Here is a 26,639-nt window from a genome sequence, read left to right on the forward strand (position 1 = left end):
CGGATGTTATTCACGACGAACGATTTGCAGGAAAGCAGAGTCCGGGGCGCGGCGCGTCCTGACCAGCGGGAGATCGCTCTGTCGCTGAAGGGGTGCTCCCTTTCCTTCGGCGACGTGAAGGTGCTGAGCAATGTGTCGCTCGATGTTTACAAGAACGAATTCGTCTCGATTCTCGGACCGAGCGGCTGCGGCAAGTCGACGACGCTTAGGCTCATGTTGGAGCTGCTTGCGCCGAACGCCGGCGGAGAAGTGGTCTTCCCGTCCGGGAAGCCCTCCATCGGCATCGTGTTCCAGAAGCCGGTGCTCATGCCGTGGCTCTCCGCCATTCAAAATATCGAGCTGACGCTGAGCATGGGTCCGAACCGGGAGATGCCGAAGGAGGAGCGCCGGGACAAAGCCGAGTCCGCCTTGCAGCTCGTCGGCCTGCAGGATTTCCGCAATCACTTTCCGCACCAGCTGAGCGGGGGGATGCAGCAGAGGGTCGCCATCGCGCGGGCCCTCGCCGCCGACCCGACGGTGCTGCTGATGGACGAGCCGTTCGGCGCGCTCGACGAGTTTACGAGGGAGAGGCTGAATTTCGAGCTGCTGCGCTTGTGGGAAAGCCCGGACAACAGCCTGAGCTCTGTCGTCATGGTGACTCATTCGATCCAGGAGTCGGTCATGATGTCGGACCGGGTCGTGATGATGTCCCCAAGGCCGGCGGGCGTCGAGAAGATCGTTGACGTTCCGCTTCCCCGTCCGCGCGAGGTCGGGATGGAGGAGCATCCGGGCTTCTATCAGACGGTGAACGAGCTGAGAAAGATGGTGAAGCATCAATGAAAGAACCGCTGAAAAACGCCCTTTATCCGTTAGGTTTTGCCGCTGCCTTCGTCGTGCTGTGGGAGCTGGCGGTTCGACTGTTTGAAATTCCGGTTTATTTGCTTCCGGCGCCGACAGCCGTGCTGGCGGCGATCGACGGGACGCTCGGCTCGCATATGATGGTGACGCTGCTGGAAGCGCTGGCCGGCTTCGTTATCGCCAACATTCTCGGGCTTGTCACAGCGGTCATCTTCGTTCATTCGAAGCCGATCGAGAAGGGGGCGTTCCCGCTAGCGATCGCCCTCAAGACGACGCCGCTCGTCGCCCTGGCGCCGCTACTCGTCGTCTGGCTTGGCACGGGCTATTCGTCGAAGATCATCGCTTCGATGCTGATCTGCTTTTTTCCGATTCTGGTCAACAGCGTCAAGGGGCTGAAGGCGATCGAATACGAGGCCTGGGAGCTGTTCTCCACCTACAAAGGGACCAAATGGGATATGTTCTGGAAGCTGCGGCTGCCGACGAGTCTACCGTATGTGCTGTCCGCGCTGAAAATTTCCAGCTCGCTGGCGATTGTCGGCGCGATCGTCGGCGAATTTGTCGGGGCGAACAAGGGCCTCGGGTACGTCGTTCTCGTTTCTTCCTATCATATGGATACGCCGATCATGTTCTCGGCCATTTTCGCTTCCGCCGCGTGCGGCCTGCTGCTGTTCTGGTCGATTGCCTGGCTCGAGAAAAAAATCATTTTTTGGCAAAGGGTGGATGAGCTGTGAAATGTGCTGTTGTACGGGTGCCGACCGGCTCGCCAAGCGATACACAGGCGCTGGACGAATATGTGAAGGCCGGCCGGATCGTGCCGGAGGATGTCGTTGCGGTGATGGGAAAGACGGAGGGGAACGGCTGCGTGAACGATTTTACCCGCGGCTACGCGGTACACGCGTTAAGGGATTATTTCACCCGGCGGATCGGCGATGCCGCTTCCGGCATCTCCTACGTCATGTCCGGCGGCACCGAAGGGGTGCTCAGCCCGCATCTGACGGTAATCAGCCGCAGCGGGAGCGGGCGGGCGGCATCGTCAGCCGCTTCAGGCGGGAAGTCGCTGGCGATCGGCGTGGCGCACACGCGGGATTTTCTCCCGGAGGAGCTCGGGCGGATGGCGCAGGTGGAAGCGGTGGCAGAGGCCGTGCGCAGCGCCGTGAAGGAAGCGGGTATCGCAGGGCCGGAAGATGTGCATTTCGTGCAGATCAAGTGCCCGCTGCTGACGACGGACGCGATTCATGAAGCGGTCCGGCGCGGGAAGCATGTTGTCACGGAAGATACGTACAAGTCGATGGGCTTCTCCCGCGGGGCGTCCGCGCTTGGCGTAGCGGCGGCGCTCGGCGAGATCGATGCCGCCGCGCTGACCGAGGAAGATATTTGCCATTCGTGGGAGCTGTACAGCGCGGTAGCGTCGACGTCGGCCGGCAGCGAGCTGTCCTGCTGCGAGATCATTGTGTTCGGCAATTCGGCGGAGGCGGAAGGGCCGTACTTCATCGATCACGGCGTCATGCAGGATGCGATCGACGGCGACGCCCTGCGGCGCATGCTGCAGGCGCATCCGGACGCGGAGCTGGTGCAGGTGATGGCCAAGGCGGAGGCGGCTCCGTCCGGGCTTGTGCGAGAGCGGCGGCATACGATGCTGAACGACTCGGATATTAACCATACGCGGCATGCCCGCGCGGTGGTCGGCGGCGTGCTCGCTTACGTATGCGGCGATCCGATGATCTATGTGTCGGGCGGCGCCGAGCATCAGGGGCCTGCCGGCGGCGGGCCTGTTGCGGCCGTGTTTCGCAGACAATGAATATTTTGAACCGGAGGATGGATAGATGATGACGAAAAGAACGGAAGTGCTTACCGGCGAATCGATGAATTGGGATTTGATGCCGAACCATATCGAGCTGTATCACCGGGAGATTGTGTCCGCCGCACAGGCGGATGCGCTGGGCATTCGGATGAGCTCGGTGCTGTGGGAAAAGATCGGCGTCGGAGGGCAGGTCGTGCCCCACTACCATGACGTCGCGGAAATCATTCATATTACGGTCGGTCGGGTCAAGCTGCTCTGCAACGGCGAATGGAAGTCGTATCAGGCGGGGGATACGTTCCACGTGCCGGCTGGCGTCGTTCATTCGGTAGCGAACGACGGGGATACGCCGAGCGAGCAGATCAGCATTTTCGTGCCGGTCGAGCCGGCCGCGCCGCGCAACGCCTTTTTCGGGACGGTGCTGGTGGAAGACGTGTATACGGCCAATAAATAAGACAGGCGGTCATGACCATGGCAAGCAGCAATAAGATCGGCTTTACCTGCGGGGACATTTTGCTGATTCCCGATTTCAAGGAAGCGGTTGTGCTTGCCGGAGCGAACGGCCTGCACCGCCCGATCTCCCGCGTGAATGTCATGGAAGTGCCCGACGTGATCGATTGGGTGCGGCCCGGGGAGTTTCTGATCACGAGCGGATTCCCGTTCCGGGACAACCCGGACGGCATCACAGTCATGATCCCCGAACTGGCGGCCCGCGGCGTCTCGGCGCTCGGGATCAAGACGAAGCGCTATATCGAGCACATTCCGAAGCGGGCGCTGGAGATTGCGGAGCAGCTCGATTTTCCGGTATTCGAGCTGCCGGCGTCGACCGTCTTCTCTGACGTGGTGCGCGATATTATGGAGCGGGTGCTCGTCCAGGAGGCGCGGGAGCTGTCCCTATTGCAAAGCCGGTTTCAGAAGCTGTCGCAGCAGCTGCTGTACGGCGAAGGCATCGAGGAATTTCTGCAGACGCTGGACCGCATGCTGAACAATCCGGTTATTTTGCTGGACGACGAGGATCACGTCCTTCTATCCCCGCAGGCCGAGCAGGCCGTCCGGCAGATGGGATACGCCATGAACTGGTCGCAGCTCCGGGACGACAGCGGCCTCGGCGTCAGCTTTCTGACGATCGGCGAGCGCCGCATCCGCGTCTATATTTCAGCGGTGAACGCTCGTTACGGCAATTCTCTCCTTCTGCTGCTGGAATGGAATCAGGAGCATTCGGTGGTGGATCAGCTGACGATCGATCGCGTCGGCGTGCTCGTCGGGCTGGAGATGATCAATGCGAGTGCACGGAAGGAGGTCGAAGCGAAGTATATCGACCAATTTCTGCAGGATTGGCTGTCCGGCCGAATCGTGACGCTAGAGGACTTGAACATTCGGGCGGAGGCGTGCGGCTGCCCGATTGAGGAAGGGCAGGATTTGTACGCGGGTCTGGTGCGCTGGATTAGCGGAAAGCCGCCGCTGAAGAAGCTGCAGCTGCTGGTGAAGCGGCTTCGCTCCGGTCTGAAGGGCCGGGGCGTCTATGCGACGATTGTCGAGGGAGAGCTTGCGCTGCTTGTTACCGTGCCGTATCAGGATCAAGTGAAGGGGATCGTCGAGGCGATTGCGGCGGAATTGAAAGCAGCCACGCCTGCGTCCGGCGGCTGTTCCGTCTGTCTGGGCAGCCGGGTGGAGCGAGCCGATCAGGTGAGCGCGAGCTTTCAGCAGGCCCGGAAAATACATCACATCAGCGCGATTTGCGACCTGCGCGATCTGTGCGTCGATTATGCTCGGCTGGGCGCGTTCCAACTGCTCTATTTGCTGCCGGAATCGGAGGAGGTCAGCGAGTTTCGCGACCGGTATATCCTGCCGCTGCTCGACTATGACCGCAAGAATGGCACGACGCTGCTGGACACGCTGAAGACGTATTTCAAGCATAACCGGAATGCGAAAAAAACGTCGGCGGAGCTGTTCACGCACTACAATACAGTCAATTACCGGATCGAGCGGATTTGCGAGCTGCTGGGCATCGACACGGAGAGCGGCGACGAGATGCTCCAGCTGCATTTGGCGGTGAAGCTGGAGGAAATGCGGCCTGCCGAAGGCAAGCGCGAGGAAGCGGGAACGGGCTTCGCGGCAGGAGGATATGAGGAAAAGAAGGTGAACTAAGTGCAGCAGACTATTCCGTTCAAGCTGTCGTTGACAAGGCTGAGGGAAATGTATTTGCAGCGGGCGCTGACGCCGGAGGAAGTCATTCGGGAGGTGATACGCCGCGCCGAGGATGACCGGGGGATGAACATCTGGATTTTGCCGCCCGCGATGGAGCGGCTGCAGCCTTATTTGGACCGGCTGCGGGATATCGATCCCGAGCATGCTCCGCTGTGGGGGATACCGTTCGCCGTGAAGGATAATATCGACGTGGCGGGCATGCCGACGACGGCCGCTTGCCCGGAGTACGCCTATACGCCGCAGCGGCATGCCGCCGTCGTCGAGCGGCTGGTGGCGGCCGGCGCCATCCCGGTCGGCAAGACGAACCTGGACCAGTTCGCCACCGGTCTCGTCGGCACGCGCAGCCCTTACGGCGAGACGCACAACGCGCTGCGCAGCGAGCTGATCAGCGGCGGCTCCAGCTCCGGCTCGGCCGTTGCCGTCGCCAGGGGGCAGGCGGTATTTGCGCTCGGCACGGATACTGCCGGCTCCGGCCGCGTCCCGGCCGCGCTGAACGGCCTGGTCGGGTGGAAGCCGAGCGTCGGCGCCTGGCCGACGGCGGGTGTCGTCCCTGCCTGCGCCAGCCTCGACTGCGTGACGGTATTCGCCGGCGAACTGGACGAAGCGCTTGTCGTCGACGGGCTGGTCCGGGGCGAGGACCCGGAGGATCCGTGGTCGCGGCCCGTTCCGCCCGTGAGGCCGGAGCTTCCGCGTAAGCTGTATGTGCCGAAGCATCCGCTGGCCTTCTACGGCCCATATGCGGAGGCGTATCGCAGCGCATGGGAGGCGTCGGTGGCGCGGCTCGAGGCGTTAGGAATGCCCGTGGGGTACGTCGATATCGGGCTGTTCTCCGAGGCGGCCGACATTTTGTACGGCGGCCCGTGGGTCGCCGAGCGCTGGGCAGGGCTCGGAGCCTTCATCGAGGCGCATCCGGGCGCGGCCTTGCCGGTGACGGAGGGTATCTTACGCTCCGGCGCAGGCGTGGCGTTCTGCGCGGCCGATGGCTTTCGGGCGATGCACCGGCTGCAGCGGCTGAAGCTTGAGGCTCGGCGGCTCCTGCAGGACGGCGTGCTCGTTATGCCGACCTGCGGCGGCACGTGGACGCGCGAGCAGGTGAGGGACAACCCGGTCGGGGCCAACAGCGACATGGGCCGATACACGAACCACTGCAACCTGCTCGATCTGTGCGCGGTCGCGGTGCCGTCCGTGGATGCCGCTGACGGTCTGCCGTTTGGCATCACGCTGTTTGCGCCAGCGGGCAGGGAAGGGGAGATCGCGGAGGCCGCGAGAATGTTTGCGGCCTTTGGCAGGACGACGCCGGTGGCCGTCTGCGGCCTGCACATGCGAGGGCTGCCGCTGGAGCGGCAAATGCGGGAGCACGGCGCCCGGTTCGTCCGCGAGGACGCGACGGCGGCCAAATACCGTATGGTGAAGCTGCCGACCGCTCCCGCGAAGCCGGGCTTGATCCGGACGGAGGAAGGCGGGGCCTCCCTCCGTCTGGAGATCTGGGAGATGCCGCTGGCGATGTTCGGCGCCTTCGCCGCCGCCATTCCCGCGCCGCTCGGCATCGGCAAGGTCGAGTTGGCCGACGGCACGGAGGTGCCCGGCTTCATCTGCGAGGCGTACGCCGCCGCAGGGGCGGAGGACATCACCGCGCACGGCGGCTGGCGGGCAGCGATCGGTTAGCCGGAGGGCGGCCGGGATGTGGGCCGGCCGGTGATTGCTGCGGCCGTTAGAACAGAAAAGGGCAGGCGCTTTGTCACTCGAGAGGACGAAGCGCCTGCCCTTTTTGGCGGCGGTGCTGATAAGTTCCCGGCGAAGAATACGAGCGATGTTGCGGTTTCGGCCGCGATCCGTGGACGTAGGCGATGAATCCTGTGCGGGCACGATTTGGTTGGTTTGGGGTCGGGGCAGGCGCGATATGGCCCCGATGTGAGGTCGGTACAGGCACCGTATTGGCCCGGTTTGGCCTTGGTGCAGGCACTTTTTAGTCCCCGCGCGAGGTCGGAGCAGCCGCGCAGCGGTCCCGTCCAGCTTCCCATCCAGCCTCAGTGAAGGTCGGTGTGGGCACAATTTGGTCTGTGCGGCGTCGATGTAAGCGCGGTTTGAAGCTCCCGGTACGATGTCAGTGGGGCAGTGGGGCACCGCCTGGTCTTTCGTCCCGCCTGCCCATCTATCCGAAATGGCTGAATCGGCCGGGCTTGAATGTGATAAAGACTTTTCGGGGCCTTATCTCGGCGAAAAAGCGTCTCTCCAGCGAAATAAGGCCTTATCGGGGCGTAATTTTTCGGTGAAAGCGCTATAATAGCCGATCCGGGCAAGGCCGCCGGGAAATAGAGCCCTGTCAAGGTCTTAAGCGCGGCCAAATCCGGCTTTTCGCCGGAATAAGGCCCTCGCAGGGCGCTATCATGCCAAAAGGCGTAATGGTGCGGCGAGAGAGGACCGTTCGCTCGGACGAGCCCCAAGCTTCTCTCACGTCCCCGGCCCGCCTCCGCCCACCCACCCGCGCGGTTGGCCAATGGGCAGCCTTGCCCCGGTCATCGGCCGGGGACGGCCGCGGATTGCCGTCCCCTTGGTCCGGACAAGGCCTAGTCCTCGGGCGCGTGCCTCTCCTATCTCAACTACCCTTTCAAGCCTGTCGTGGCAATGCCCTGCACCAAATATTTCTGGAAGAACAGGAAGACAAGCAATTGCGGAAGCAGCGACAGCACCGACATCGCGAACATCGGCCCCCAGGCGGTGACGGCGGACGGGTCGGCGAACATGCGCAGGCCGAGGGACACCGTGTGCAGGCTGACGTCGTTCAAATAAATGAGCGGCCCCATGAAGTCGTCCCACGTCCAATAGAACGAGAAGATCGCCGTCGTCACCAATGCCGGCTTGCAGAGCGGCAGCACGACCCGCCAGAAGATGCCGTACGGGCTGCAGCCGTCGATGACCGCCGCCTCGTCGAGCTCGCGCGGGATGCCGCGAATGAACTGGATGAGCAGGAAGATGAAGAACGGCGTCCCGCCGATGAAGGCCGGCACGATCAGCGGATTGTAGGTGTTCACCCAATTCAGCTTTTGAAACAAAATGTACTGCGGTACGAGCGTAACCTGGCTCGGCAGCATCATCGAGATCATCAGGCAGGCGAACAGGGCGTTGCGCAGCCAAAACTTTTGCCGGGCGAAGCCGAAGGCGACCAGCGTCGATGAAAACAACGTGCCGATGACGACCAAGCTAGTGACGAACGCCGAGTTTTTAAAGAAGGTGTCGAAGCCGACCTGTCCGAAGCCCTTCCAGCCCGTCGCATAGTTGCCCCATTCGAGGGCGGTCGGGATGAGAGAAGCGGCGTTCACGAAAATTTCCGATTCCGGCTTCAGCGAGCTGGCGACCGTCCACAAGATCGGATACAGCATAAACAAGCCGAAAATGCACACGAAGCTATGGAACGATACGCTTTTCCACGGTATGGCCTTCCTCATCGATTTCCCTCCTCCGACTCGTAGTGGACCCAGAAGGAAGATGATTTAAAAATCAGCGCCGTAAACACCGCGACGATGATTAACAAAATCCAGGCCATCGCGGAGGCGTACCCCATCTCGAAATGGGCGAAGGCGTTCTCGTACAAATACACGGCATAGAACAAAGTGCTGTCCAGCGGTCCGCCGCTCGTGACGAGAAAGCTCTGCGTGAACGTCATGAAACCGCCGATCATTTGCATGACCAGATTGAAGAAAATGACGGGGGTTAGCATCGGGATGGTAATCTGCGCAAAACGCTGCCATTTGCCCGCGCCGTCGACCTCCGCCGCTTCGTACAGCTCGGCCGGAATTTGCTTCAAGCCGGCCAGGAAAATCAGCATCGGCGAGCCGAACTGCCAGACGACCAGGAGAATCAGGGTCCAGATGGCCGTCTGCGGATCGGCAATCCAGTTTGTGCCCCGAATGTGAAGCAGCGACAAAATGCCGTTGACCGCTCCCTCCAGGCCGAACAGCTGCTTCCACATAACAGCGACGGCGACGCTGCCTCCGATAATGGAAGGGATATAATAGACGGTCCGGTATATGCCGACGCCGCGGTGCTTGCCGTTAAACAGCATCGCGATGAACAAAGCGAATCCCAGCTTGAGCGGAACGGAAACGAAGACGAAGAAGAAAGTCACCTTGAGCGCCGTCCAGAAGCGGGGGTCTTGGGTGAACATCGTCACGTAATTGTCGAGACCGACCCACTGCGCTTCGGACAACAAGTCGTAGTCTGTAAAGGACAAATAAAGCGAGGCGACCATCGGCCCGATTGTGAAAAAGAGAAAGCCGATCAGCCACGGCGAAATGAAGGATAGTCCGATGAGATTGCGCACAACACGGTTTTTCGTTCTGGCCGCGGTCCCGCTTCGATAGGCTTTCGTATCGACCGCTTGGCTAGTCGTATCGGCTTGGCTGTTCATCGTCGCACCTCCTTGGGAATAGCAAGCCGCCTCGCCCTAATGCGAACGCAGGTGGCTTGCCGGGGGAATACGGTGCCCGTTACTTCAATGCCTTCTCCGCTTCTTCGCGGAATTGCTTGGCGGCTTGCTCCGGCGTGTTCTTGCCGTAATTGACGGTTTCCTGAATCCGCTTGAAGGCGGCTTCGATCTTGGTCGAGCCGGCCGGGTCCGGCGGATGAATCTCGCGCGAATGCTGCTGGGCGAGCTCAACGTAGGTGAACATTTCCTTGCCCGCAGGGTCGAGACTCGCGAACAGATGGTCGCGCACCTTCTTGGAAATCGGCACTCCGCGCTCGGCGGCCAGGATCTCGTTCGCCTTCAAATCGTTCGTGATAAAGTCGATGAACATGGCGCCGGCTTCCTGCTGCTTCGACTGCGTCGTCACCGAGAAGAACTGGGACGGCTTGATAAAATGGCCCTCCTGGCCCCCTGCCAGCTTCGGGAAAATCGTCAGCTTGAGCGGACGGTTCGCCGCTTTCGCCAAGGCGATGATCTGGTTGCTGTGGAAGAACATGACCGGCGATTTCTTGTGCACGATCAGCTCGTCCTCCAGCCCTTTAATATTTTGCGTAACCTCAGGCGGCGGCACGATGCCGTCTTTTCTCAATTTGTCCCAGTAGTTGAAAAAGTCAGTCAGCACCTGATCGTCGGGATAGCCCAGACTTTTGCCGTCATCGCTGTACAGCCACAGGCCTTTCTGGCGCAAATAGTGCTTGAACATATTCATCTCGTTGGCCAATGGCATCCCCCAGACGTCCTGGCCGAGCTTGGCCTTCAGCTCCCGGGCCATGGCCTCCAGGTCCTCCCACGTATAACCTGGCTGCGGCTCCTGGATGCCTGCCTGCTGGAACATCTCCGGGTCGTACGCCATCGCGAGGGAGTTCGCCCCGAGGTTAACCGCATACAGCTTGCCGCCGATTTTGCCGCCGTCCAGGTACACGTCGTCGACATCGGTTAAGTTCAGGGTGCCGGACTGGACATAGGGATCGAGCTCGGCAAGCAGTTTCCGTTCCACATATTCGGATAAAAATTTGTAATCCATCTGTATGACGTCGGGCAAGTTTTGGCCGGCCGCCTGGGTGGCGAGCTTGTTCCAATAATCGTCGAAGCCCGTAAATTCCACACTGACCTTAATATGGGGGTATTTTTCCTGAAACAGCTGAATGGCCTTCTGCGTACGGTCGTGCCGGTCCTGAGAGCCCCACCAGGCGACGCGAAGCTGAATCTGCTCCTGCTGCCCGCCTGGCTGCGGAGCATTTCCGCCGGAAGCTTGCTTGCCGCCCGCGCTGCATCCGAGCACGGTTCCGGAAAGCAAGACCGAAGCGGCGAGTGCGGAAACGGTTTTACGAATAGATCCTGTCATTCTTCTCGAACCTCCCTATCTTGAAAATAGCCCGGGGGGCGTGCGACACATTTTCATCTTCTGATGGTGCCGCGCCAGCGGCATGGGGGTCTATTTTGAAAATTTGGCGGTAATCCGCCGGCAAATTTTCAAAACCGCAGGTGACGACTGATGATGTAAGATAGCGTTCGTCATAGGCGTCCATCCTGAAAATACTCCAGGGCGCGCCGCCCATTTTCATCATCTGCTTCTGATCGTGCCGCGCAAGAGCCATGAGCGTCTGACAAACAGGATTTCTAAAGCGCTTACAAATCGCCGTCGACATTTCCGGCAAACAGCAGCTTTCAGGCCCCCCTTTCTTTCGCGAATGAACGCGATCCGTCCGAACAGCATAGGCTTGAGCGGACAGCTTCATGCTTAAAGCTCATAACAACGTTTTTATTTGGTGCTGATATCTGCAATTATAAAGCGCTTTCATTCTATTTGTCAATTGGCAGATGAGTTCAAATTTTAATCAATTGATCCCATAGATGACGGCAAGCTTTTGACTTATAATTAAAGAACAAACAACGTTGTAAAAAAGAGGGACGCACATGTCGGTCACAATCAAAGATATTGCCCGCATGGCGGGCGTCAGCTACTCCACCGTATCCAAAGCGCTCAAAAACAGTCCGCTCGTGAGCGAGCAGACCAAGCGCAAAATCAAGGATCTGGCGGACGAGTACGGCTACCAGCCGAATCTGATCGCCCAAAGTCTCGTCTCCAAGAAAAGCGGCATCATCGGCATCGTCTGGCCTACCGTCGAAATTATCGCCATATCCACGCTGATGACGCATATTACGGCCGAGCTGGAGAAGCGGTCGTATTCCGCCTTACTGTCCGTCGGCTCGCTGGAGACAGGGGTGCGGCTGTTCAACCGGCTTCATGTCGACGGCATTCTTGTGTTCGAGCTGAACCGGATGTTCGATCCTTCCGAATCGGTGCGTTCCGAAATCCCGGTGCTGTCGTTCGGCCTCTCCAATGTGGCCTCGTCTTATGCCAGCATCGATGTCAACCGCAAGGGGGCGATCGAAACGGCGGTTCGCTATCTCCACGGACTCGGACATCGCCGCATCGGCTTCGTCGGCAATCTGGAAGATCATTTCAGCAAGCAGCATGACAAATTTTTGGGCTATATGGAAGCGATGGACCGGTTGGGTCTGCCGGCAGACCCCCATCTGCGGGTTCATACGCGCAAGCTTGTATGGCAGGAAGGCTACCGCGCGGCCAAATTTTTGCTGCAGTGCCGCGATAAGCCGACCGCCATCGTCAGCGCCAGCTATGAGTTGACCGTCGGCATTATTTTGGCGATGAAGGAAGCGCAGCTTCACATCCCGTCCGACATGTCCATCGTCAGCTATGACCATGTGCCGCAGCTGGCTCATCTGGAAATACCGGTTACCGCCGTAGGCGTGCCGGTCGAGAAGATGGCCGCCTGCATCGCAGAGGCGGCGCTGCGGATGGTCGAGCATCCGGGCGACGATTCGCCGCCTATGGCGGAGGTGGAGCTGGCCGAACGGCTGTCCTGCGCGCCGCCGAAACCTGGGCGATAAGCCGGCGGCGGGCTTGCCTCATGCGTCCCGCCGCCATGCGGCAAGCGGCGCGAGACGGCCCGGGCGCGGTCGCAGCATGCCGGTAGTAGGGGCTTTACGTCCGCCCGGACAGCCGTCCTGTTATGGCTTGCAAGCCTGACGCAGGGCGGTTGTCTGCGTCTGGCCGCCGCGGCACCAGCCGCTCCCGGACGAAACTGGACTTAAGTCGGGCTGTATTCTCTACGCAGGTCTAAAGCTTCACGCTGCTTCGGAATGTTATACTGAATATGGCTTCGGGATACAGACGGGATAGACGCCTACGACGAACGAAGACTTCGTGCTCGGCGTCACCTGCGGCATTGAAAATTCGGCGCGTAGATGCCGCAAGATAGACTCCATGCCGCTTGCGCAGCCCATCATAAGATGAAAATGGGCCGCGCGCCCCGGGCTATTTTCAAAGAAAAAGGGATGACGGAAGGAATGGGAAGCGAGCCATGCACAAAAAAATAGGTTTGTTGTTTATCGCGGCAGGTGTCCTGCTGCTGATCTTTACGATGAAGCCGATAGACAAAATTTCTGGCGTTATTTTCGGATTTTCCTTTGATACCAGAGAGATTGACGATGAGCAGACGTTTGCCGCCGATGATTTTCGCAGCCTGATCATTCGTACGGGGAGCACCGATGTGCGGATCGTCCCTGGCAGCTCGGATCAGATCAAAGCGCGTCTGTATGGCGAGGTCAGCGCCAAAAACGGGAAGCAGGTGAAGCTGAAGGCCGAGCCGAACGGCGATACGCTGGAGCTGGGAGTCCAGCTGCCGGAGGGCATCAGTGTGGGCGTCAATATAATGGACATCGATCTGACGGTGGAGCTGCCGGAGAAGCAGTGGACATTGGCCGCAGTCGAAAGCGGCAGCGGCAATATCGAGATCGAGCGCATTCAAGGGGAAAAGGTGCGAGTCAAGGCTGGCAGCGGCGACATCGATATGAGACAAGCGAAGGCCGGAGAACTGACGGTGCACACCAGCAGCGGCAATATGGAGGTTGAGGAGAGCGAGGCCGACGCGATGGTGCTGGAATCCGGCTCCGGCGATATATCGGCCGAGCGTTACAAGGCTTCGCTGCTGAAGTTTCAGGGGGAGAGCGGCAACGTCGTGCTGAAGCAGGGCGAGTCAGTCTTGCAGGGACAGACGAGCTCCGGCGACATCCATCTGGAAGCGGAGCAGCTGTTGTATGATGCTGATCTTCGGGCCGGCAGCGGCAACGTAACGATCGCTCTCGCCCAGGAGCCGTCCTCGCTGGCCGTCGATTTCCAGAGCGGCTCCGGCAATGGGAAAGTGCAGTGGAACGGAATGCAGAACAAGGAAAGCAATGAGGACGGCAACCGCCTGAAAGGGACGTTCGGCAGCGGCGACGTGAAGCTGAAGGTCCGCACAGGCTCCGGCGATTTCGCGCTGGAATAGACGCCCATACCCCTTGCGCGGCACCATCAGAAGATGAAAATGGGCCGCGGGCCCCGGGCTATTTTCAAGAGAGCCGCCTATGACAAGCGATTCCTTCCGTTATCGGTCGTCACCTGCGGTATTGAAAATTCAGCGTATGGATACCGCATAATTTTCAAGAATAGGTAGCCCAAAATGCCAAATAAGGCTGCTCGCTTGCGTTACAATTTCAAATCTGAATTAAATAAGCTCTGTGGCTTGCGTTAGCTTAAGTCTGCCCGGCAGAACGCGAGCCCGCCCACGGCACGCCAAACGAGGCTTGCAACGTAACGCTGGCAATGCGAGCAAGCCATTCCCGGCAGCCCGTCTAAAAAAGACGGCCGGACTCATCCGTCCGACCGCCTCCGGCTTGTTGAGGCTTATTGAATTCCTTCCTTGACGAGCGTCCATTGCTGGCCGTTTGCGCCCGTATCGCTCCACTGGACGACGCTTGCGCCGTCGCTCGTCGCGTTCTGGTACACCTCCAGCAGCTTGCCGCTGTTGCGATTCGGAAGCTTGTAGTACCCGTCCGATGTCGGCTGCAGCGACCACTGCTGCGTATGGTGATTCGTGTTGCCCCATTGGTTGACAGCCGCCCCGTCTGCGGTGCTCGCCCCGCCAACCTCGAGCAGCTTATCGCTGTTTTTGTTGACGATCCGGTAGTAGCCGCTGCCTGCCGATTCGAACGACCAGATTTGCCCGGGCACGCCGGTATCGCCCCATTGAACCGCAAGCGCCCCGTCGTCCGTTGCGTTCTGGTAAATTTCGAGAAATTTGCCGCTGTTCCGGTTCCGCACCTTGAACTCGCCTGCGGCCGCGACGCCCGGTTGATAGACGTCGATCATATCGATTTCCGCATAAGTGCCGTTGTAGGAAAACTTGATCGTGTTGACGCCGGCGTTCAGATGGACGTTGAAGGAGGTCGTACGTTGCGAGCATAGATTGCCGGATGACTGACTCAGCCGCACGTCGACCGTGTTCCCTCCTTTCCCGGTAGCAGCAATTATGATAAAAGCCCGGACGATGAACGATGGCCGCAAAGTTGTCCTTTTCCGTTCCCGTCTGGGCTGATATCCTTGCACGCGTAATGATCAATTACCGGCTTTCTCCCGTCGCCAACCGGACGACGTTCCAGGAATACGGCGGAAGCAGTACGGCCGTGTGGTCGTCCTTGCTCGTGAACGTCCCCGTTTCGCGGGCCGGGCTGACGTTCAGCGGCTGTGCCGACGTGTTCACCGCGTCCAGCCGTTCGTGCTTCAGCGCGATGTGCTCCAGCGGGCGGCACGTTCCGAAATCCCGCAGCGACAGCTCCAGCAGGAGCGGCTCGTCGCCCCGATTGACGGCGAAGACAGTTGCTTCGCCCTGCTCCTCGCGGTATACGGCCGTCGTATCGACGACCGGCACGTCGGTGTACACCGAGGTGTCGTACTTCGGCGACTCGACGATCGCCCGCAGCACCTGGCCGCGTCCGTATCGGGAGACGTGGGCGAACGGATAAAACGTCGGATTGCGCCAAGCCGCGCCGCCCTTCTCGGTCAAAATCATCGGAATCGTGTTAACGAGCAGCGACTGGCAGGCGATGCCGATCCGGTCCGCATGGCGTAAAATCGTCAGCATCGCCGACCCGAACACGAGCGCGTCCTCCATCCGGAAACGGACCCAGTCATATGGGCTGCCCGTCTGCCAAGGCGTATATTCCACGTCCGGCGCGCGCCAGACGTTCCACTCGTCGAACGACAGCATCATCGTTTTGCCGCTGCGCTTTTTGGCCTGCACGTAATCGCACGTCGCGATGACTTCGCGGATCTGCTTCTCCATGTCCATCGGCATCGCCAGGTACGTCGCGGTATCGGCCTCGCGTTTGCTGATATAGTTGTGCAGCGACAAATAATCGACATGCTCGTATGTCAGCTCCAGCACTTTCCGGTCCCATTCCGGGTAGGTCGCCATCTGCCGGGTGGAGCTGCCGACGGCGACGAGCTCGATGCCCGGATCGAGCCATTTCATCACCTTCGCCGTCTCGCAGGCAAGCAGCCCGTACTGCTCCGGCGTCTTGCGGGCGATCTGCCATTCGCCGTCCAGCTCGTTGCCGAGGCACCACGTCCTGATCCGGTACGGCTGCTCGACGCCGTGCGCCTTCCGCAGCTCGCTCCAGTAGCTGTCTCCCTCGAAGTTGCAGTATTCCAATATATTTTTGGCATCCTCGATCCCTTTCGTCCCGAGGTTCACCGTCATGATCGGGTCTGCGCCGACCTTGCCGATCCATTTCATGAATTCGTTCAGTCCGAACGTATTCGGCTCGATCTGCCGCCAGGCGACGTCCGTGCGGACCGGACGCCACTCCTTCGGGCCGATGCCGTCTTTCCAGTCGTAGCCGGACGTAAAATTGCCGCCGGGGTACCGGACGACCGACAGGGCCAGCTCGTTCACCAGGCAGAGCACATCCGTGCGGAAGCCGTTCTCGTCAGCCGCCGGATGGTCCGGCTCGTAAATGCCGTTGTAGACGACACTGCCCATATGTTCCACGAACGAGCCGAACAATCGCTCGCTCGTCCGGCCGATTGTATAATCTTTGCTGGCGATTAGCTTTGCTGTTTCCATCGTTTAAGCCACCTTGTCGATTGAGTTGTCATCCGTTCGTCAGCCCTTCAGGCCGGATGTCGACACGCTCTGCACGAAAAATCGCTGGGCGAATGCGTATACGACGAGCAGCGGGAGCAGCGACAGCGTCGCCGCGGCCAGCGTCGGCCCATATTCGATCGTCCGCTGCCCGACGAACATGGCGAGACCGGCGGACAGCGTCCGCATGTCGGTCTGGCTCGTCAGCATCAACGGATAGAGCAGGTCGTTCCAGTTGTTCATGAGCAGAAAAATGCCGAGCGTCACCATCGCCGGCTTGCACAGCGGCAGCATGATGCTCCAATAAATGCGAAACTCGTTCAGCCCGTCGACGCGGCCGGATTCCTCCAGGTCCTTCGGCAGCGAGACGAAAAAGGAGCGCATCAGGAAGATGCCGAACGCGCTGCTTGCCCGCGGGAGTATAAGCCCCCAGTATGTATCGAGCAGGCCGAGCTTGAACACTTCCACGAACAGCGGAATCATCGTCACCTGAAACGGGATCATCATCGTGATCAAAACGAGCGTGAACAGCACCTTGCTGCCCTTGAAGCGGATTCGCGCGAAGGCGTACCCCGCCATCGAATCGAAAAAGACCGATACGACCATGACGGAAACGGAGAAGATGACGGTGTTCCGGAAAAAGTCGAGCAGCGGAATCCGGTTCCACACTTCCACGTAAGCGTCGAACAGGTAGCGTTCGGGCAGCAGCGCGGGCGGGTACTGCATCAGCTCCTGCTCCGGCTTGAACGTGGAGAGGAACAGCCAGACGAACGGGTGCAGCACGAACAGGAGCAGCGCCGCCATCGCCGCGAAGGCGACCGCCCGGCTGAGCGATGGTGTTTTTGGCAGGTTCATTGGGTGCGCCTCCTTTACAGCGACGATTCTTTCCGGTTGAAATAGGCGTTCATCGTCAGCGTCGCAGCCATGACAAGCACCAGCAGCACAACCGAGACGGCCGACGCGTACCCGAGATCGAACGGCGCGGATTTGAAGCCTGTGTTGTAGATGTACAGCACGACCGTTTCCGTCCGGTTCAGCGGGCCGCCCTGCGTCGTGACGAATATCGGGTCGAACACCTGCAGCGCCTGAATCGTCGTGATGACGAAGGAAAAGCCGAGCGCCGGCATGAGCATCGGCACCGAGATGTGCAGCAGCTTCTTAACCTTGCCGGCGCCGTCGAGCTCCGCTGCCTCGTAGTATGAATCCGGGATGCTTTGCAGCCCGGCGACGAGGATGATTGTCGTGTAGCCGAAGTTCCGCCAGAGCGACATCAGCACGATGGACGGCATCGCCAGATCCGGATCGCGCAAAAATTCGAGCCGCGGTAGCCCAAGTTCATGCAGATAGTGCGGGTACAGGCCGGTTTGCGGGTCGAGCAGAAACGACCAGACGATGCCGATCGCTGTGAAGGAACAGATGTAGGGCAGGAAGTAGGCCGACCGCAGCAGCTTGCGAAACCGCGTGTTTTTGGCGACGTACACCGCTGCCAGCAGCGACAGGACGATCTGCAGCGGAACCTCGACGGCCGTAAAGTAAACCGTGTTTTTGAGCGCGTTCCAGAACCGGTCATCCGACAGGAGTTTCTCGAATTGCTCCAGTCCGACGAACGTGGCGCCCTTTAGGAAAATGTCCAGTCGCAGCGTGCTGATCGCCAGCGTGGCGAGCAGCGGCACGACCGTAAAAACAAGCAGAATAATCAGCGCGGGCGAAATAAACAGATAGGCCGCCCTTTCCGGTTTGCTGAGCATTTGAAGCATGCGCTTGCGGGTTTGGTTGGTCATCATGGACACCTACTATCGTCGGTAAAATGCGGCATTCTGCCGGCGGACAACGACGGAATGCCGCGCGCTGGATGTCAAGGCTCGGTCTTCAGGATCTCGTCCAGTTGCGCCGACGTCTTCTTCAGCACGCCTGCCGGATCGACGCCGCTCAGCACCGCCTCCACCATCGGAAAGAGCACGTCGCGGTTGATCCGCTCGGCGTTAACCAGTCCGGGCAGGAACGTCTGCGCGGCGTCGCCCATGTCGGCCATCGTCGCAACGTTTGCGTCCGCTTTCACGTCGGGATCGCCAATAACCGCTTTCAGATGCGGCGGGAACCCGTTGGCCAGCGACCATCGCTTCATGTTGTCGGGCGAATTCCAGAACTTGATGAATGCATACGCGGCCTGTTTCTGCTCCGCCGTCGTGCCGGCCGGGACCGCGAAGCCGATGCCGCCGAGCTCGACGAACCGGGTTTTGCTGCCGGACGGAATTTGCGCGACGCCGAATTCGACATTGTTGGCCTTCAGTCCGCCGGTCAGCCACGGGCCGGTAATGTACATGCCCAGTTGGCCGCCGAGCATCAGCTTGTCGAGAGCGGCGCCGGTGGCGCCTTGCGGCGAAACCTTTTTATTCTGCCCCAAATCCTGGAGCCACTGCAGCGTGGCCAGGTTTTCCGGCGAGTCCAGCGCTGACTTCAGGTTCGCCATGTCGACCACCTCGCCGCCGTTGCCTTTCATGAACGAGACGAAGTACGTCGGCGCAGATTTCACCGGCAGGGCCAGCCCGTACTGGTTCTGCTCCGGCTTCGTCAGCTTGACCGCGATATCGGCCATCTCCTCCAGCGTGGCCGGCGGCTTTTCCGGATCGAGTCCGGCTTCCCGGAACAGCTTTTTATTCCAGAACAGATAGATGCCGTTCGTCTGTAACGGCAGCATATACTGCTTGCCGTCCTTGTAGCGGAACAGCTCAAGCGATGCGTCGGTGAAGTCGGAAGGGTCCGAACCGGTCGCGGCAAAGTAATCGTCGAGCGGCTCGAGCGAGCCGTTGCTCATATACCCCGGGCCTGCGGCATTGGAGAACGCGACGAGCTGCGGCGCCGTCTTCGTCGCGATCGCCGGTGGAAGCTTCTGGAACAGCAAATCCCACATCATCACGTCCATGTTGACTTCGATCTTGCCTGCGTTCTGTTGGTTAAACTCGTCGACTATTTGCTTCAGCAGCTCGCCGTCCGGACCGGTGAAGCCGTTCCAGAACGACAGCTCGACCGGCTTGCCGGAGGCCGCGGTGCCGGTGTTCACCGCGCCGCCTGCCGCAGGCGACGAAGGTTCCGGCGGTTGATTGTTACCGCCGCATGCCACTGCGAGCAATGCCAGCAGCGCGGCGACCAGCAGCATTGCTCCTGCACGAATGACGGAATGACGTGTGCGTGCATTGAAGGTCATGGACATCCTCCTCGATGGGTGTTAGCACAGCCGTCGCCTCTTGCCGGCTGCGTTTCCGCAGGCGGCCCGCCGATCTGTCCGTGCCGTATGGCCCCCCTCTACCTCGCTCCTTGTCCTGTCATCTCGCGCTTCGCATCACTTCCTTTAAATCGTTTTAAATTTTGGATAAAAAAATGCTGCTTGCGGATGCGCTTACAAAAACCGCAAGCGAATATTGAACGCTGGGCAGACGGCAGGGAGGAGGGGCGCATTGCATGCGGCTCACCCGTCGATATCCAGTCAGACGGCCTCCCGCCTTCTACCCAGCAGCTGGCCTCCAGTTGCTGCCGGCCGGCAGGCAGGCCAGTCGGGCCTACCGGAGCCGAACCTGCACAGAACTAGCTGGTCGCCTGACCGCCGCATGATTCGCGCACAATCAGCTGCGTTGGTACGACCGTCCGCATTTCGTCCACTTCCTGACGGTTCAGAACGGCGATCAGCTTCTCGGCCGCCAGATTGCCGATCAGCCTTAGCGGATGGGAGATGGTCGTCAGCGTCGGGGTCATGAGCGAGGCCATCTCGATATTATCGCAGCCGACGATGGCAACATCGCGTGGCACAGAGCGGCCCGCGGCCTGCAACTCCCGCATCGCGCCGATCGCCATCAGGTCGTTCGCTGCGAACATGGCGTCGTAGGCGACGCCATGCTCCGCGAGTTTTCGCACAGCCGCAGCGCCTCCTTCGAGGGTGAAATCGCTTTCGACGACAAGCGCCGGATCATAGATCAGCTTGCGGTCCGCCAGCGCCTGTCTGTACCCTTCCAGCCGGTCGATGCTGACCTGGAAATCGAGCGGCCCGGAAATATGCGCGATCCGATTCCGCCCGAGCTTCAGCAGATGCTCGACTGCCAGACGCGCCCCGCCTTGCTCGTTCCGCTCCACCGTGAATATTTCGTCGTGATGCCATTTGCCAAGGTAAACGATCGGAAAGCCGGACTCGACGATTTTCGAAATGTTGCGATCCTTGATCGACGCCGGCCACAGGATGATGCCGTCCGCCCGCCGGTTCCGCAAAATTTTGTCGTACGCGGCGGATTCGTCCGTTTCGTTATGCGACGTCGACACCAGCAGATGAAAGCTGTGCTGCACCAGCACTTCGGAGATGCCTTCGAGCAGTTGGACGAAATACGGATGCGTAAACGCGTTGTGCGGCGTGTTCGGGAAAATGAGGGCGATCGTCTCCGTTTTTTTCGCCCGCAGGCTCCGCCCGATCTCGTTCGGCACGTACTGGAGGCGGCGTGCAACTTCCTCCACCGTCTGCCTCGTCTTTACATTGACCCGGGGATCGCCCGACAGTGCCAACGATGCCGTCGCCGTGGACACGCCCGCTATCCGGGCAATATCTTTGAGGGTGATGTGCCTTTTATGCATGGTCAGGTTCCTTTGCAGCTGTTATTTAAATCGTTTTACATATTCAAAATATAGCGATTTCACCCATTTTGTCAATATTGTTTTTTTATGGGTTGAGGAAAATTCAATCGTTTTAATAGCTGGTTGCACCGTCGTGATTAATGGTCGTAAATTTACCAGCCGCCGCCCATCGGCATGCAGCCGAGCGCGATTCGACTGGCGTCGATGCCTCGCTTATGCAACGGGATTCGAGTCATGGGGCAGCGCTCCTTTTAAAATGATGGTGTACTTTCTTTTTTATTATAATGAGGGTGGAAACGGTTTCGAGATAAGGCAGCGTGAAGCAGGCGCGGGTCAAGTATAGTATAATATTCACGGTGGAGTTTTTTGAATAAAATCTGAATAAAAAAGAAACGAAAGCGGCATTTTTACGTATTACTTTAGGGAATTTTTTGCGCGCAAGCACCTACTTTATGCAACGTGATTGGGGACAAGCCGATGGAGCAGATCAGACAGTTTTTTGCAAATTTGACGGTCAGAAGATTTACTATACTGGCCCTGATATGTGTTCTTCTGTTCAGCATTAGGGAGATGCTGAATCTCGTGCTGCTGACGTTTTTGTTTACGTTCATCATGAACAGTCTGCAAGTTTTTTTGACCCGGCAGTTGAACAAAATCATCCGAGTCAACGAAAAAGTGGTCATCGTCATCCTCTATTTGCTCATCGTCGGGCTCATCACCGTGGCGATCATGAACTATTTGCCCAAAATTATTTATCAGATTAAGCAATTGTCGGATACGCTCTTCGCTCTGCTGAATTCCCATGAGGCGGAGAACGAGCTGGGGCAGTTTTTGTCCATGGCGATGAAGGAATTAAATTTGCAATCCTATGTCAAACAGGGCTTCGAATACGGCTTGAAAATAAGCAATTGGGGCGCGAACTTTGTGCTTGCTTTGATCTTGAGCCTCTTTTTCATCCTGGAAAAGAAACGGATTGTCATGTTCACCTCCAAATTCCATTCGAGCAAAATTTCATGGCTGTACCGCGAGCTCGAATATTTCGGCAAAAAATTCGTTCTGTCCTTCGGCAAGGTCATCGAAGCTCAAGTTATGATCGCCGTGTTCAATACCGTCTTTACGATTGCCGGTTTATGGATTCTCGGTTTTCCGTATTTGATCGCTTTAACGGTCATGGTCTTTCTCCTCAGCCTTATTCCCGTGGCGGGCGTCATCATTTCCTTGGTGCCGCTCGGTATCATCGCTTACACGCTGGACGGCTGGATACTCGTCGTTTATGTCTTTGCCATGATCGCTATACTGCATTTTTTGGAAGGCTATTTCCTCAACCCGAAGCTCATGTCGTCGAAAACGAATCTACCCATATTTTATACATTCATGGTTTTGCTGTTTTCGGAGCATTATTTGGGAGTGTGGGGGCTGATCGTCGGCATTCCGATCTTCGTCTTCCTGCTCGATATTTTGGATGTGAATGTCGTCGGCGCCGACGGGAAAAAAACCGAAAAGTCAGGCCGTTAAGGCACCGTCCAGAGTGGCGCATGCGATGGCATGCGCTGATTTTTTGGGCATAACATGTCCGGGGCCGGGGGACCTCCGGCTCGCTTCCTTGTCGCGGCGGCAAAAGCAAAGGCGAATGGCTCGCTTCGCTTGTCTCACGTTGCAAGCCTCGTTTTGCTAACCGCGGGCCCGCGTTTTGCCGGGCGGCCCCAAAGCTAACGCAAGCCACAGAGCTTATTTCACTCGAAACGCTCGATTTGAAATTGTAACGCAAGTGAGCAGCCTTATTTGACATGTTTGGCTACCCGATTCCGCGTTTTTGACAAAATAGCGTTGCACAGTTTCGTTGCATTTTTGACAGGGTGCGTTTCAGCAAAATAGCGTTTGTCACCAGCGTTAGAGAAGATAGAAGATTGCTGCTTATGACGCTTGTTGGGCACCATCAGAAGATGAAAATGGGTCGCGCACCCCGGGCTATTTTCAAGATAGACCCCCATGCCGACTTGCGCGGCACCACCAGATGATGAAAATGTGCCGCGGCGCACCAAGCGCTATTTTCAAGATAGACGCCTATGACGAGCGATTCCTGTCGTCATCGGTCGTCACCTGCGGTGTTGAAATTTTGTCGGCGTATATTGCCAAATTTTCAAGATAGACGCCCATGCCGCTGGCGCAGCACCATCAGAAGATGAAAATGGGCCGCCCGCCCTGGGGGCTATTTTCAAGATGCAAATGTTGTATTTTGTACAACAAAAACGGGAGGATAAGCCCTGCTTACGGCTCAATGTTGTAGAAAGTGCAACAATTCGGGCGACGTTCCCGGGTTTGGAGCCCATCGCGCCCAAATTGTTGCACAAAATACAACATTCCCCGTCCTATGGTGCGAAAGTTGTGGGAAATGTTGCATTTTTTGCAGGATTCGTCGCCTCAGGTGCCGATGGCAAACGGCGCGAAGCGCACCGCCGCAAGCGCTTCGGCGAATGCCCGTGCGGTATCGAGCGACGTCAGGCAGACGAGGCCCCGTTCCACCGCTTCGCGGCGCAGCCGGAAACCGCAGCTCGCGTCCGTCTTGCCCGTCGTTGCCGTATTGATCAGCATATTCGCGCCGAGTCTCGGCATCGCTTGGACGAGCTGATCCAGCGGCATGGCGTCAGCCGGGACCCCGGCGTCGGCCAAAGCGCGGGCGGTGCCGGGCGTGGCGACGATGCGGAAGCCGAGGCGGTGCAGCGTGCGCAGCGGCGCGATCGCTTCCGCCTTGTGCCGGTCGGCCACGGAGGCGATGACCGTGCCCTCGGCCGGCAGCTTCATGCCGGCGGCGACGAAGCCGCGGTACAGGGCGCGGGCGTAATCGCGGTCCTTGCCGATCACTTCGCCGGTCGACTTCATCTCCGGACCGAGTGCCGGCTCCACCTTGCTTAATTTGGCGAACGAGAACACCGGCGCCTTGACGAAGCATTCGGCTTTGTCCGGCAGCAGTCCTTCGGGATAGCCGAACGAAGCGAGGCGCTGCCCGAGGATGACCTTGGTGGCGATGTTTGCCATCGGCACATCCGTAACTTTGCTCATGAATGGAACCGTGCGCGAAGCGCGCGGATTCACCTCGATGATATAAACCTGCTCGTCTGAGACCAGGAACTGGATGTTGACCAGGCCGACGACGTGCAGATGCCGGGCGAGCTTCTCCGTGATCCGGACGATCTGCTCCTTTGTGCCGGCGGACAGCGTTTGGGGCGGATATACGGCGATCGAGTCGCCGGAATGGACCCCGGTTCGCTCCACCTGCTCCATGATGCCGGGGATAAGAACCGATTCTCCGTCGCAGATCGCGTCGACTTCGGCCTCGATGCCGTACATGTACCGGTCGACCAGCACCGGCTGTCCGGGATTTACCCGGACGGCCCGCTCCATATATATCCGCAGCTCGCTCTCCGAATGGACGATCTCCATCGCCCGGCCGCCGAGCACATACGAGGGACGCACCAATACCGGATAGCCGATCCGCTCGGCCAGCCGGACCGCCTCCTCCACCGCATGGGCCGTGCCGCCCGCAGGCTGGGGAATGTTCAGCTCGCGCAGCAGCGCCTCGAACCGCTTGCGGTCCTCCGCCGTATCGATGCCGGACAGATCCGTGCCGAGGATGCGGACGCCATGCGCTTCCAGCGCGGACGCCAGCCGGATGGCGGTCTGGCCTCCGAATTGGACGATGACGCCGATCGGCTGCTCGTGCTCGATAATGTGCATCACGTCCTCAATGTGCAGCGGCTCGAAATAAAGCCTGTCGGAAATGTTGAAATCGGTCGACACTGTCTCCGGGTTGTTGTTAATGATGACCGCTTCGCAGCCCATCTCGCGGATCGCCCGGACCGCGTGAACGGTCGAGTAGTCGAACTCGATGCCCTGCCCGATCCGGATCGGACCTGAGCCGAGTACGACAACCCGCGGCTTGGCCGGCGGCGGCGTCTCGTTCTCCGTCTCGTAGGTCGAGTAGTAATAGGATGTCTCCGCTTCGAATTCCGCGGAGCACGTATCGACCATCTTGAAGACGGGGACGATGCCGAGCCGCTTCCGCAGCTCGCGAATTTCGTCCGCGGCCGCATAACGCTGCTGCGAGCCTGCGGCACGGCGAATGTCGGCGATCGCCTGGTCGCAGAAGCCGAGCTCCTTCGCTTCGCGCAGCGTCTCCTCCGTCAGCTCCTCTTCGCCCAGCTTGCGTTCGTAGGCGACGAGCTCTTCGATGTGCTGCAAAAACCAGCGGTCGATACGGGTCAGCTCGTGAAGCGCCTCGACCGAATAGCCGCGGCGGAACGCTTCCGCGACCAGGAACAGCCGCTCGTCGTCGGCTTTGCGCAGCCTGCGCTCCAGTTCGTCCTGCGCCAGCTGCGCGGCGTCCGGCCGCCACAGCCGCGACGCGCCGATCTCAAGCGAGCGCACCGCCTTCTGCAGCGATTCGGCGAATGTGCGGCCGATGGCCATCACTTCGCCGGTCGCCTTCATCTGCGTGCCGAGCGTCCGGTCGGCGCCTGCGAACTTGTCGAACGGCCAGCGCGGAATTTTCGTCACGACGTAATCGAGCGTCGGCTCGAAGAAGGCGTACGTTTTGCCGGTCACCGGGTTGACGATCTCGTCAAGCGTATAGCCTGCGGCGATCTTCGCCGCCATCTTGGCGATCGGGTAGCCCGTCGCTTTGGAAGCCAGCGCCGAGGAGCGGCTGACGCGCGGGTTCACCTCGATCACATAGTATTGATCGCTGCTCGGGTCGAGCGCGAACTGCACGTTGCAGCCGCCCTCGATGCCCAGCGCCCGGACGATCTCGATGGAGGCGGTGCGCAGCATCTGGTAATCGCGGTCGGACAGCGTCTGGCTCGGCGCCACGACGATGCTGTCTCCCGTATGCACGCCGACCGGATCGAGGTTCTCCATGTTGCACACGATCAGGCAGTTGTCGTTGGCGTCGCGCAGAACCTCATACTCGATTTCCTTCATGCCGGCAATGCTCTTCTCGACCAGGCACTGGCCGATCGGACTGGCGTGCAGCCCGGAGCGGACGATCGCCGCCAGCTCCTCCCGATTCGCGGCGATGCCGCCGCCGGTGCCGCCGAGCGTATAAGCCGGCCGGACGATGACGGGATAGCCGATGCCGTCCGCGAACCGGACAGCTTCTTCCACCTCGGTCACGATCGTGCTGGCCGGGACAGGCTGATTCAGCGATTTCATCAGCTCGCGGAACTGCTCGCGGTCTTCGGCGCGGCGGATCGAATGCAGCTGCGTGCCGAGCAGCCGCACGTTCTCTTCCTCAAGAATGCCGTCCTGCGCCAGCTCGAGCGCCATATTGAGCCCGGTCTGGCCTCCGAGCGTCGCCAGCAGACCGTCGGGGCGCTCCTGGCGAATGATTTGCTTGACGAATTCGAGCGAGATAGGCTCCATATACACTTTGCTGGCGAATGTATAATCGGTCATGATCGTGGCCGGATTGCTGTTGATCAGAATGACCTCAAGCCCTTCTTCCTTCAAGGCTTCGCAGGCCTGCGTGCCGGCATAGTCGAACTCGGCTGCCTGCCCGATGACGATCGGACCCGAGCCGATGATTAAAATTTTGTGCAGATCACGATTTCTGGGCATACACCAATTCTCCTTCCGATGAAGCGGCCGCCTCCTGCGAAGCGTGCGCGTCCTTGTCTTTCGGCGGCTCCGCAGCAGCAGCGTTCGCGGATGCTGCTCCTGCGGACGCCGC

General features: G+C 59.4%; 20 protein-coding genes. 9 read left to right on the forward strand and 11 right to left on the reverse strand.

Translation table 11 applies throughout. From position 1 onward, the window contains the following. Window positions 1–3: 3 nt before the first annotated feature. From F591_RS0104260 to atzF, 6 genes are read left to right on the forward strand one after another with little or no spacing between them, the layout of a single operon-like run. On the forward strand, window positions 4–819 hold the full coding sequence (locus tag F591_RS0104260) for an ABC transporter ATP-binding protein (protein WP_019533348.1): 816 nt from the start codon (window positions 4–6) through the stop codon (window positions 817–819). Then, window positions 816–1,568: an ABC transporter permease gene (locus tag F591_RS0104265; RefSeq protein ID WP_019533349.1), complete on the forward strand. Its 753-nt coding sequence runs from the start codon at window positions 816–818 to the stop codon at window positions 1,566–1,568. The genes F591_RS0104260 and F591_RS0104265 overlap by 4 nt, the downstream gene beginning before the upstream one ends. Continuing rightward, window positions 1,565–2,635: a cyanuric acid amidohydrolase gene (gene atzD / locus F591_RS0104270; protein ID WP_019533350.1), complete on the forward strand. Its 1,071-nt coding sequence runs from the start codon at window positions 1,565–1,567 to the stop codon at window positions 2,633–2,635. The genes F591_RS0104265 and atzD overlap by 4 nt, the downstream gene beginning before the upstream one ends. 25 nt (window positions 2,636–2,660) lie before the next feature. Continuing rightward, window positions 2,661–3,089, forward strand: coding sequence for a cupin domain-containing protein (locus F591_RS0104275; RefSeq protein ID WP_019533351.1), 429 nt, complete (start codon window positions 2,661–2,663; stop codon window positions 3,087–3,089). A 17-nt stretch (window positions 3,090–3,106) separates the two neighbouring features. Continuing rightward, entirely contained in the window at window positions 3,107–4,783 is a 1,677-nt protein-coding gene (locus F591_RS27350) for a PucR family transcriptional regulator (protein ID WP_019533352.1), read from the forward strand. Continuing rightward, a complete protein-coding gene (gene atzF / locus F591_RS0104285; RefSeq protein WP_019533353.1) occupies window positions 4,784–6,508 on the forward strand; it encodes an allophanate hydrolase in 1,725 nt (574 codons plus the stop codon). 935 nt (window positions 6,509–7,443) lie between these two features. Here atzF and F591_RS0104290 read toward each other — a convergent pair. From F591_RS0104290 to F591_RS0104305, 4 genes are all read right to left on the reverse strand, one after another. Continuing rightward, window positions 7,444–8,289, reverse strand: a complete 846-nt coding sequence (locus F591_RS0104290; protein ID WP_019533354.1) for a carbohydrate ABC transporter permease — start codon at window positions 8,287–8,289, stop codon at window positions 7,444–7,446. Continuing rightward, window positions 8,286–9,251: a carbohydrate ABC transporter permease gene (locus F591_RS0104295; RefSeq protein WP_019533355.1), complete on the reverse strand. Its 966-nt coding sequence runs from the start codon at window positions 9,249–9,251 to the stop codon at window positions 8,286–8,288. The genes F591_RS0104290 and F591_RS0104295 overlap by 4 nt, the downstream gene beginning before the upstream one ends. Before the next feature lie 79 nt (window positions 9,252–9,330). Further along, the gene (locus tag F591_RS0104300) at window positions 9,331–10,653 is read right to left on the reverse strand and encodes an ABC transporter substrate-binding protein (protein ID WP_019533356.1); all 1,323 of its coding nucleotides are present in this window, start codon (window positions 10,651–10,653) and stop codon (window positions 9,331–9,333) included. Next, window positions 10,634–11,047 carry a hypothetical protein gene (locus tag F591_RS0104305; RefSeq protein ID WP_156829447.1) on the reverse strand — a complete coding sequence of 138 codons (414 nt, stop codon included), beginning with the start codon at window positions 11,045–11,047 and terminating at the stop codon, window positions 10,634–10,636. Before F591_RS0104305 ends, F591_RS0104300 begins: the two co-directional genes overlap by 20 nt. Before the next feature lie 178 nt (window positions 11,048–11,225). On the opposite strand from F591_RS0104305, the gene F591_RS0104310 reads away from it, so the two are divergent. Then, window positions 11,226–12,224 carry a LacI family DNA-binding transcriptional regulator gene (locus tag F591_RS0104310; RefSeq protein WP_019533358.1) on the forward strand — a complete coding sequence of 333 codons (999 nt, stop codon included), beginning with the start codon at window positions 11,226–11,228 and terminating at the stop codon, window positions 12,222–12,224. A gap of 473 nt (window positions 12,225–12,697) precedes the next feature. Beyond that, window positions 12,698–13,663: a DUF4097 family beta strand repeat-containing protein gene (locus F591_RS0104315; RefSeq protein ID WP_019533359.1), complete on the forward strand. Its 966-nt coding sequence runs from the start codon at window positions 12,698–12,700 to the stop codon at window positions 13,661–13,663. 398 nt (window positions 13,664–14,061) lie between these two features. On the opposite strand, the gene F591_RS0104320 is transcribed toward F591_RS0104315, so the two are convergent. The 6 genes from F591_RS0104320 to F591_RS0104345 all read right to left on the reverse strand — a co-directional run bounded on the left by F591_RS0104320 (window position 14,062) and on the right by F591_RS0104345 (window position 20,914). Next, window positions 14,062–14,649 carry an RICIN domain-containing protein gene (locus tag F591_RS0104320; protein WP_040741082.1) on the reverse strand — a complete coding sequence of 196 codons (588 nt, stop codon included), beginning with the start codon at window positions 14,647–14,649 and terminating at the stop codon, window positions 14,062–14,064. Window positions 14,650–14,776: 127 nt separating this feature from the next. Further along, on the reverse strand, window positions 14,777–16,282 hold the full coding sequence (gene arfA / locus F591_RS0104325) for an arabinosylfuranosidase ArfA (RefSeq protein ID WP_019533361.1): 1,506 nt from the start codon (window positions 16,280–16,282) through the stop codon (window positions 14,777–14,779). A gap of 39 nt (window positions 16,283–16,321) precedes the next feature. Then, window positions 16,322–17,155 carry a carbohydrate ABC transporter permease gene (locus F591_RS0104330; protein ID WP_019533362.1) on the reverse strand — a complete coding sequence of 278 codons (834 nt, stop codon included), beginning with the start codon at window positions 17,153–17,155 and terminating at the stop codon, window positions 16,322–16,324. Between the two features lie 14 nt (window positions 17,156–17,169). Further along, the gene (locus tag F591_RS0104335; protein ID WP_156829448.1) at window positions 17,170–18,084 is read right to left on the reverse strand and encodes a carbohydrate ABC transporter permease; all 915 of its coding nucleotides are present in this window, start codon (window positions 18,082–18,084) and stop codon (window positions 17,170–17,172) included. 71 nt (window positions 18,085–18,155) lie between these two features. After that, entirely contained in the window at window positions 18,156–19,505 is a 1,350-nt protein-coding gene (locus tag F591_RS27355) for an ABC transporter substrate-binding protein (protein WP_051109095.1), read from the reverse strand. 377 nt (window positions 19,506–19,882) lie between these two features. After that, on the reverse strand, window positions 19,883–20,914 hold the full coding sequence (locus F591_RS0104345; protein ID WP_019533365.1) for a LacI family DNA-binding transcriptional regulator: 1,032 nt from the start codon (window positions 20,912–20,914) through the stop codon (window positions 19,883–19,885). 477 nt (window positions 20,915–21,391) lie between these two features. Between F591_RS0104345 and F591_RS0104355 the strand changes: the two genes are divergently transcribed. Further along, entirely contained in the window at window positions 21,392–22,429 is a 1,038-nt protein-coding gene (locus tag F591_RS0104355; protein WP_026326368.1) for an AI-2E family transporter, read from the forward strand. 906 nt (window positions 22,430–23,335) lie between these two features. Here F591_RS0104355 and carB read toward each other — a convergent pair. Next, window positions 23,336–26,527, reverse strand: coding sequence for a carbamoyl-phosphate synthase large subunit (gene carB / locus F591_RS0104360; protein ID WP_019533367.1), 3,192 nt, complete (start codon window positions 26,525–26,527; stop codon window positions 23,336–23,338). Window positions 26,528–26,639: the final 112 nt, after the last annotated feature.

This window comes from Paenibacillus ginsengihumi DSM 21568 (assembly GCF_000380965.1).
Taxonomy (GTDB): Bacteria; Bacillota; Bacilli; order Paenibacillales; family NBRC-103111; genus Paenibacillus_G; species Paenibacillus_G ginsengihumi.

What these genes read in the sequence shown, in the direction of transcription:
- F591_RS0104260 (WP_019533348.1), top strand. Translation starts at nt 4, where the DNA reads ATGTTATTCACGACGAACGATTTGCAGGAAAGCAGAGTCCGGGGCGCG.
- F591_RS0104265 (WP_019533349.1), top strand. Translation starts at nt 816, where the DNA reads ATGAAAGAACCGCTGAAAAACGCCCTTTATCCGTTAGGTTTTGCCGCT.
- F591_RS0104275 (WP_019533351.1), top strand. Translation starts at nt 2,661, where the DNA reads ATGATGACGAAAAGAACGGAAGTGCTTACCGGCGAATCGATGAATTGG.
- F591_RS27350 (WP_019533352.1), top strand. Translation starts at nt 3,107, where the DNA reads ATGGCAAGCAGCAATAAGATCGGCTTTACCTGCGGGGACATTTTGCTG.
- F591_RS0104290 (WP_019533354.1), bottom strand. Translation starts at nt 8,289, where the DNA reads ATGAGGAAGGCCATACCGTGGAAAAGCGTATCGTTCCATAGCTTCGTG.
- F591_RS0104295 (WP_019533355.1), bottom strand. Translation starts at nt 9,251, where the DNA reads ATGAACAGCCAAGCCGATACGACTAGCCAAGCGGTCGATACGAAAGCC.
- F591_RS0104300 (WP_019533356.1), bottom strand. Translation starts at nt 10,653, where the DNA reads ATGACAGGATCTATTCGTAAAACCGTTTCCGCACTCGCCGCTTCGGTC.
- F591_RS0104305 (WP_156829447.1), bottom strand. Translation starts at nt 11,047, where the DNA reads ATGAAGCTGTCCGCTCAAGCCTATGCTGTTCGGACGGATCGCGTTCAT.
- F591_RS0104310 (WP_019533358.1), top strand. Translation starts at nt 11,226, where the DNA reads ATGTCGGTCACAATCAAAGATATTGCCCGCATGGCGGGCGTCAGCTAC.
- F591_RS0104315 (WP_019533359.1), top strand. Translation starts at nt 12,698, where the DNA reads ATGCACAAAAAAATAGGTTTGTTGTTTATCGCGGCAGGTGTCCTGCTG.
- arfA (WP_019533361.1), bottom strand. Translation starts at nt 16,282, where the DNA reads ATGGAAACAGCAAAGCTAATCGCCAGCAAAGATTATACAATCGGCCGG.
- F591_RS0104330 (WP_019533362.1), bottom strand. Translation starts at nt 17,155, where the DNA reads ATGAACCTGCCAAAAACACCATCGCTCAGCCGGGCGGTCGCCTTCGCG.
- F591_RS0104335 (WP_156829448.1), bottom strand. Translation starts at nt 18,084, where the DNA reads ATGATGACCAACCAAACCCGCAAGCGCATGCTTCAAATGCTCAGCAAA.
- F591_RS27355 (WP_051109095.1), bottom strand. Translation starts at nt 19,505, where the DNA reads ATGACCTTCAATGCACGCACACGTCATTCCGTCATTCGTGCAGGAGCA.
- F591_RS0104345 (WP_019533365.1), bottom strand. Translation starts at nt 20,914, where the DNA reads ATGCATAAAAGGCACATCACCCTCAAAGATATTGCCCGGATAGCGGGC.
- F591_RS0104355 (WP_026326368.1), top strand. Translation starts at nt 21,392, where the DNA reads ATGGAGCAGATCAGACAGTTTTTTGCAAATTTGACGGTCAGAAGATTT.
- carB (WP_019533367.1), bottom strand. Translation starts at nt 26,527, where the DNA reads ATGCCCAGAAATCGTGATCTGCACAAAATTTTAATCATCGGCTCGGGT.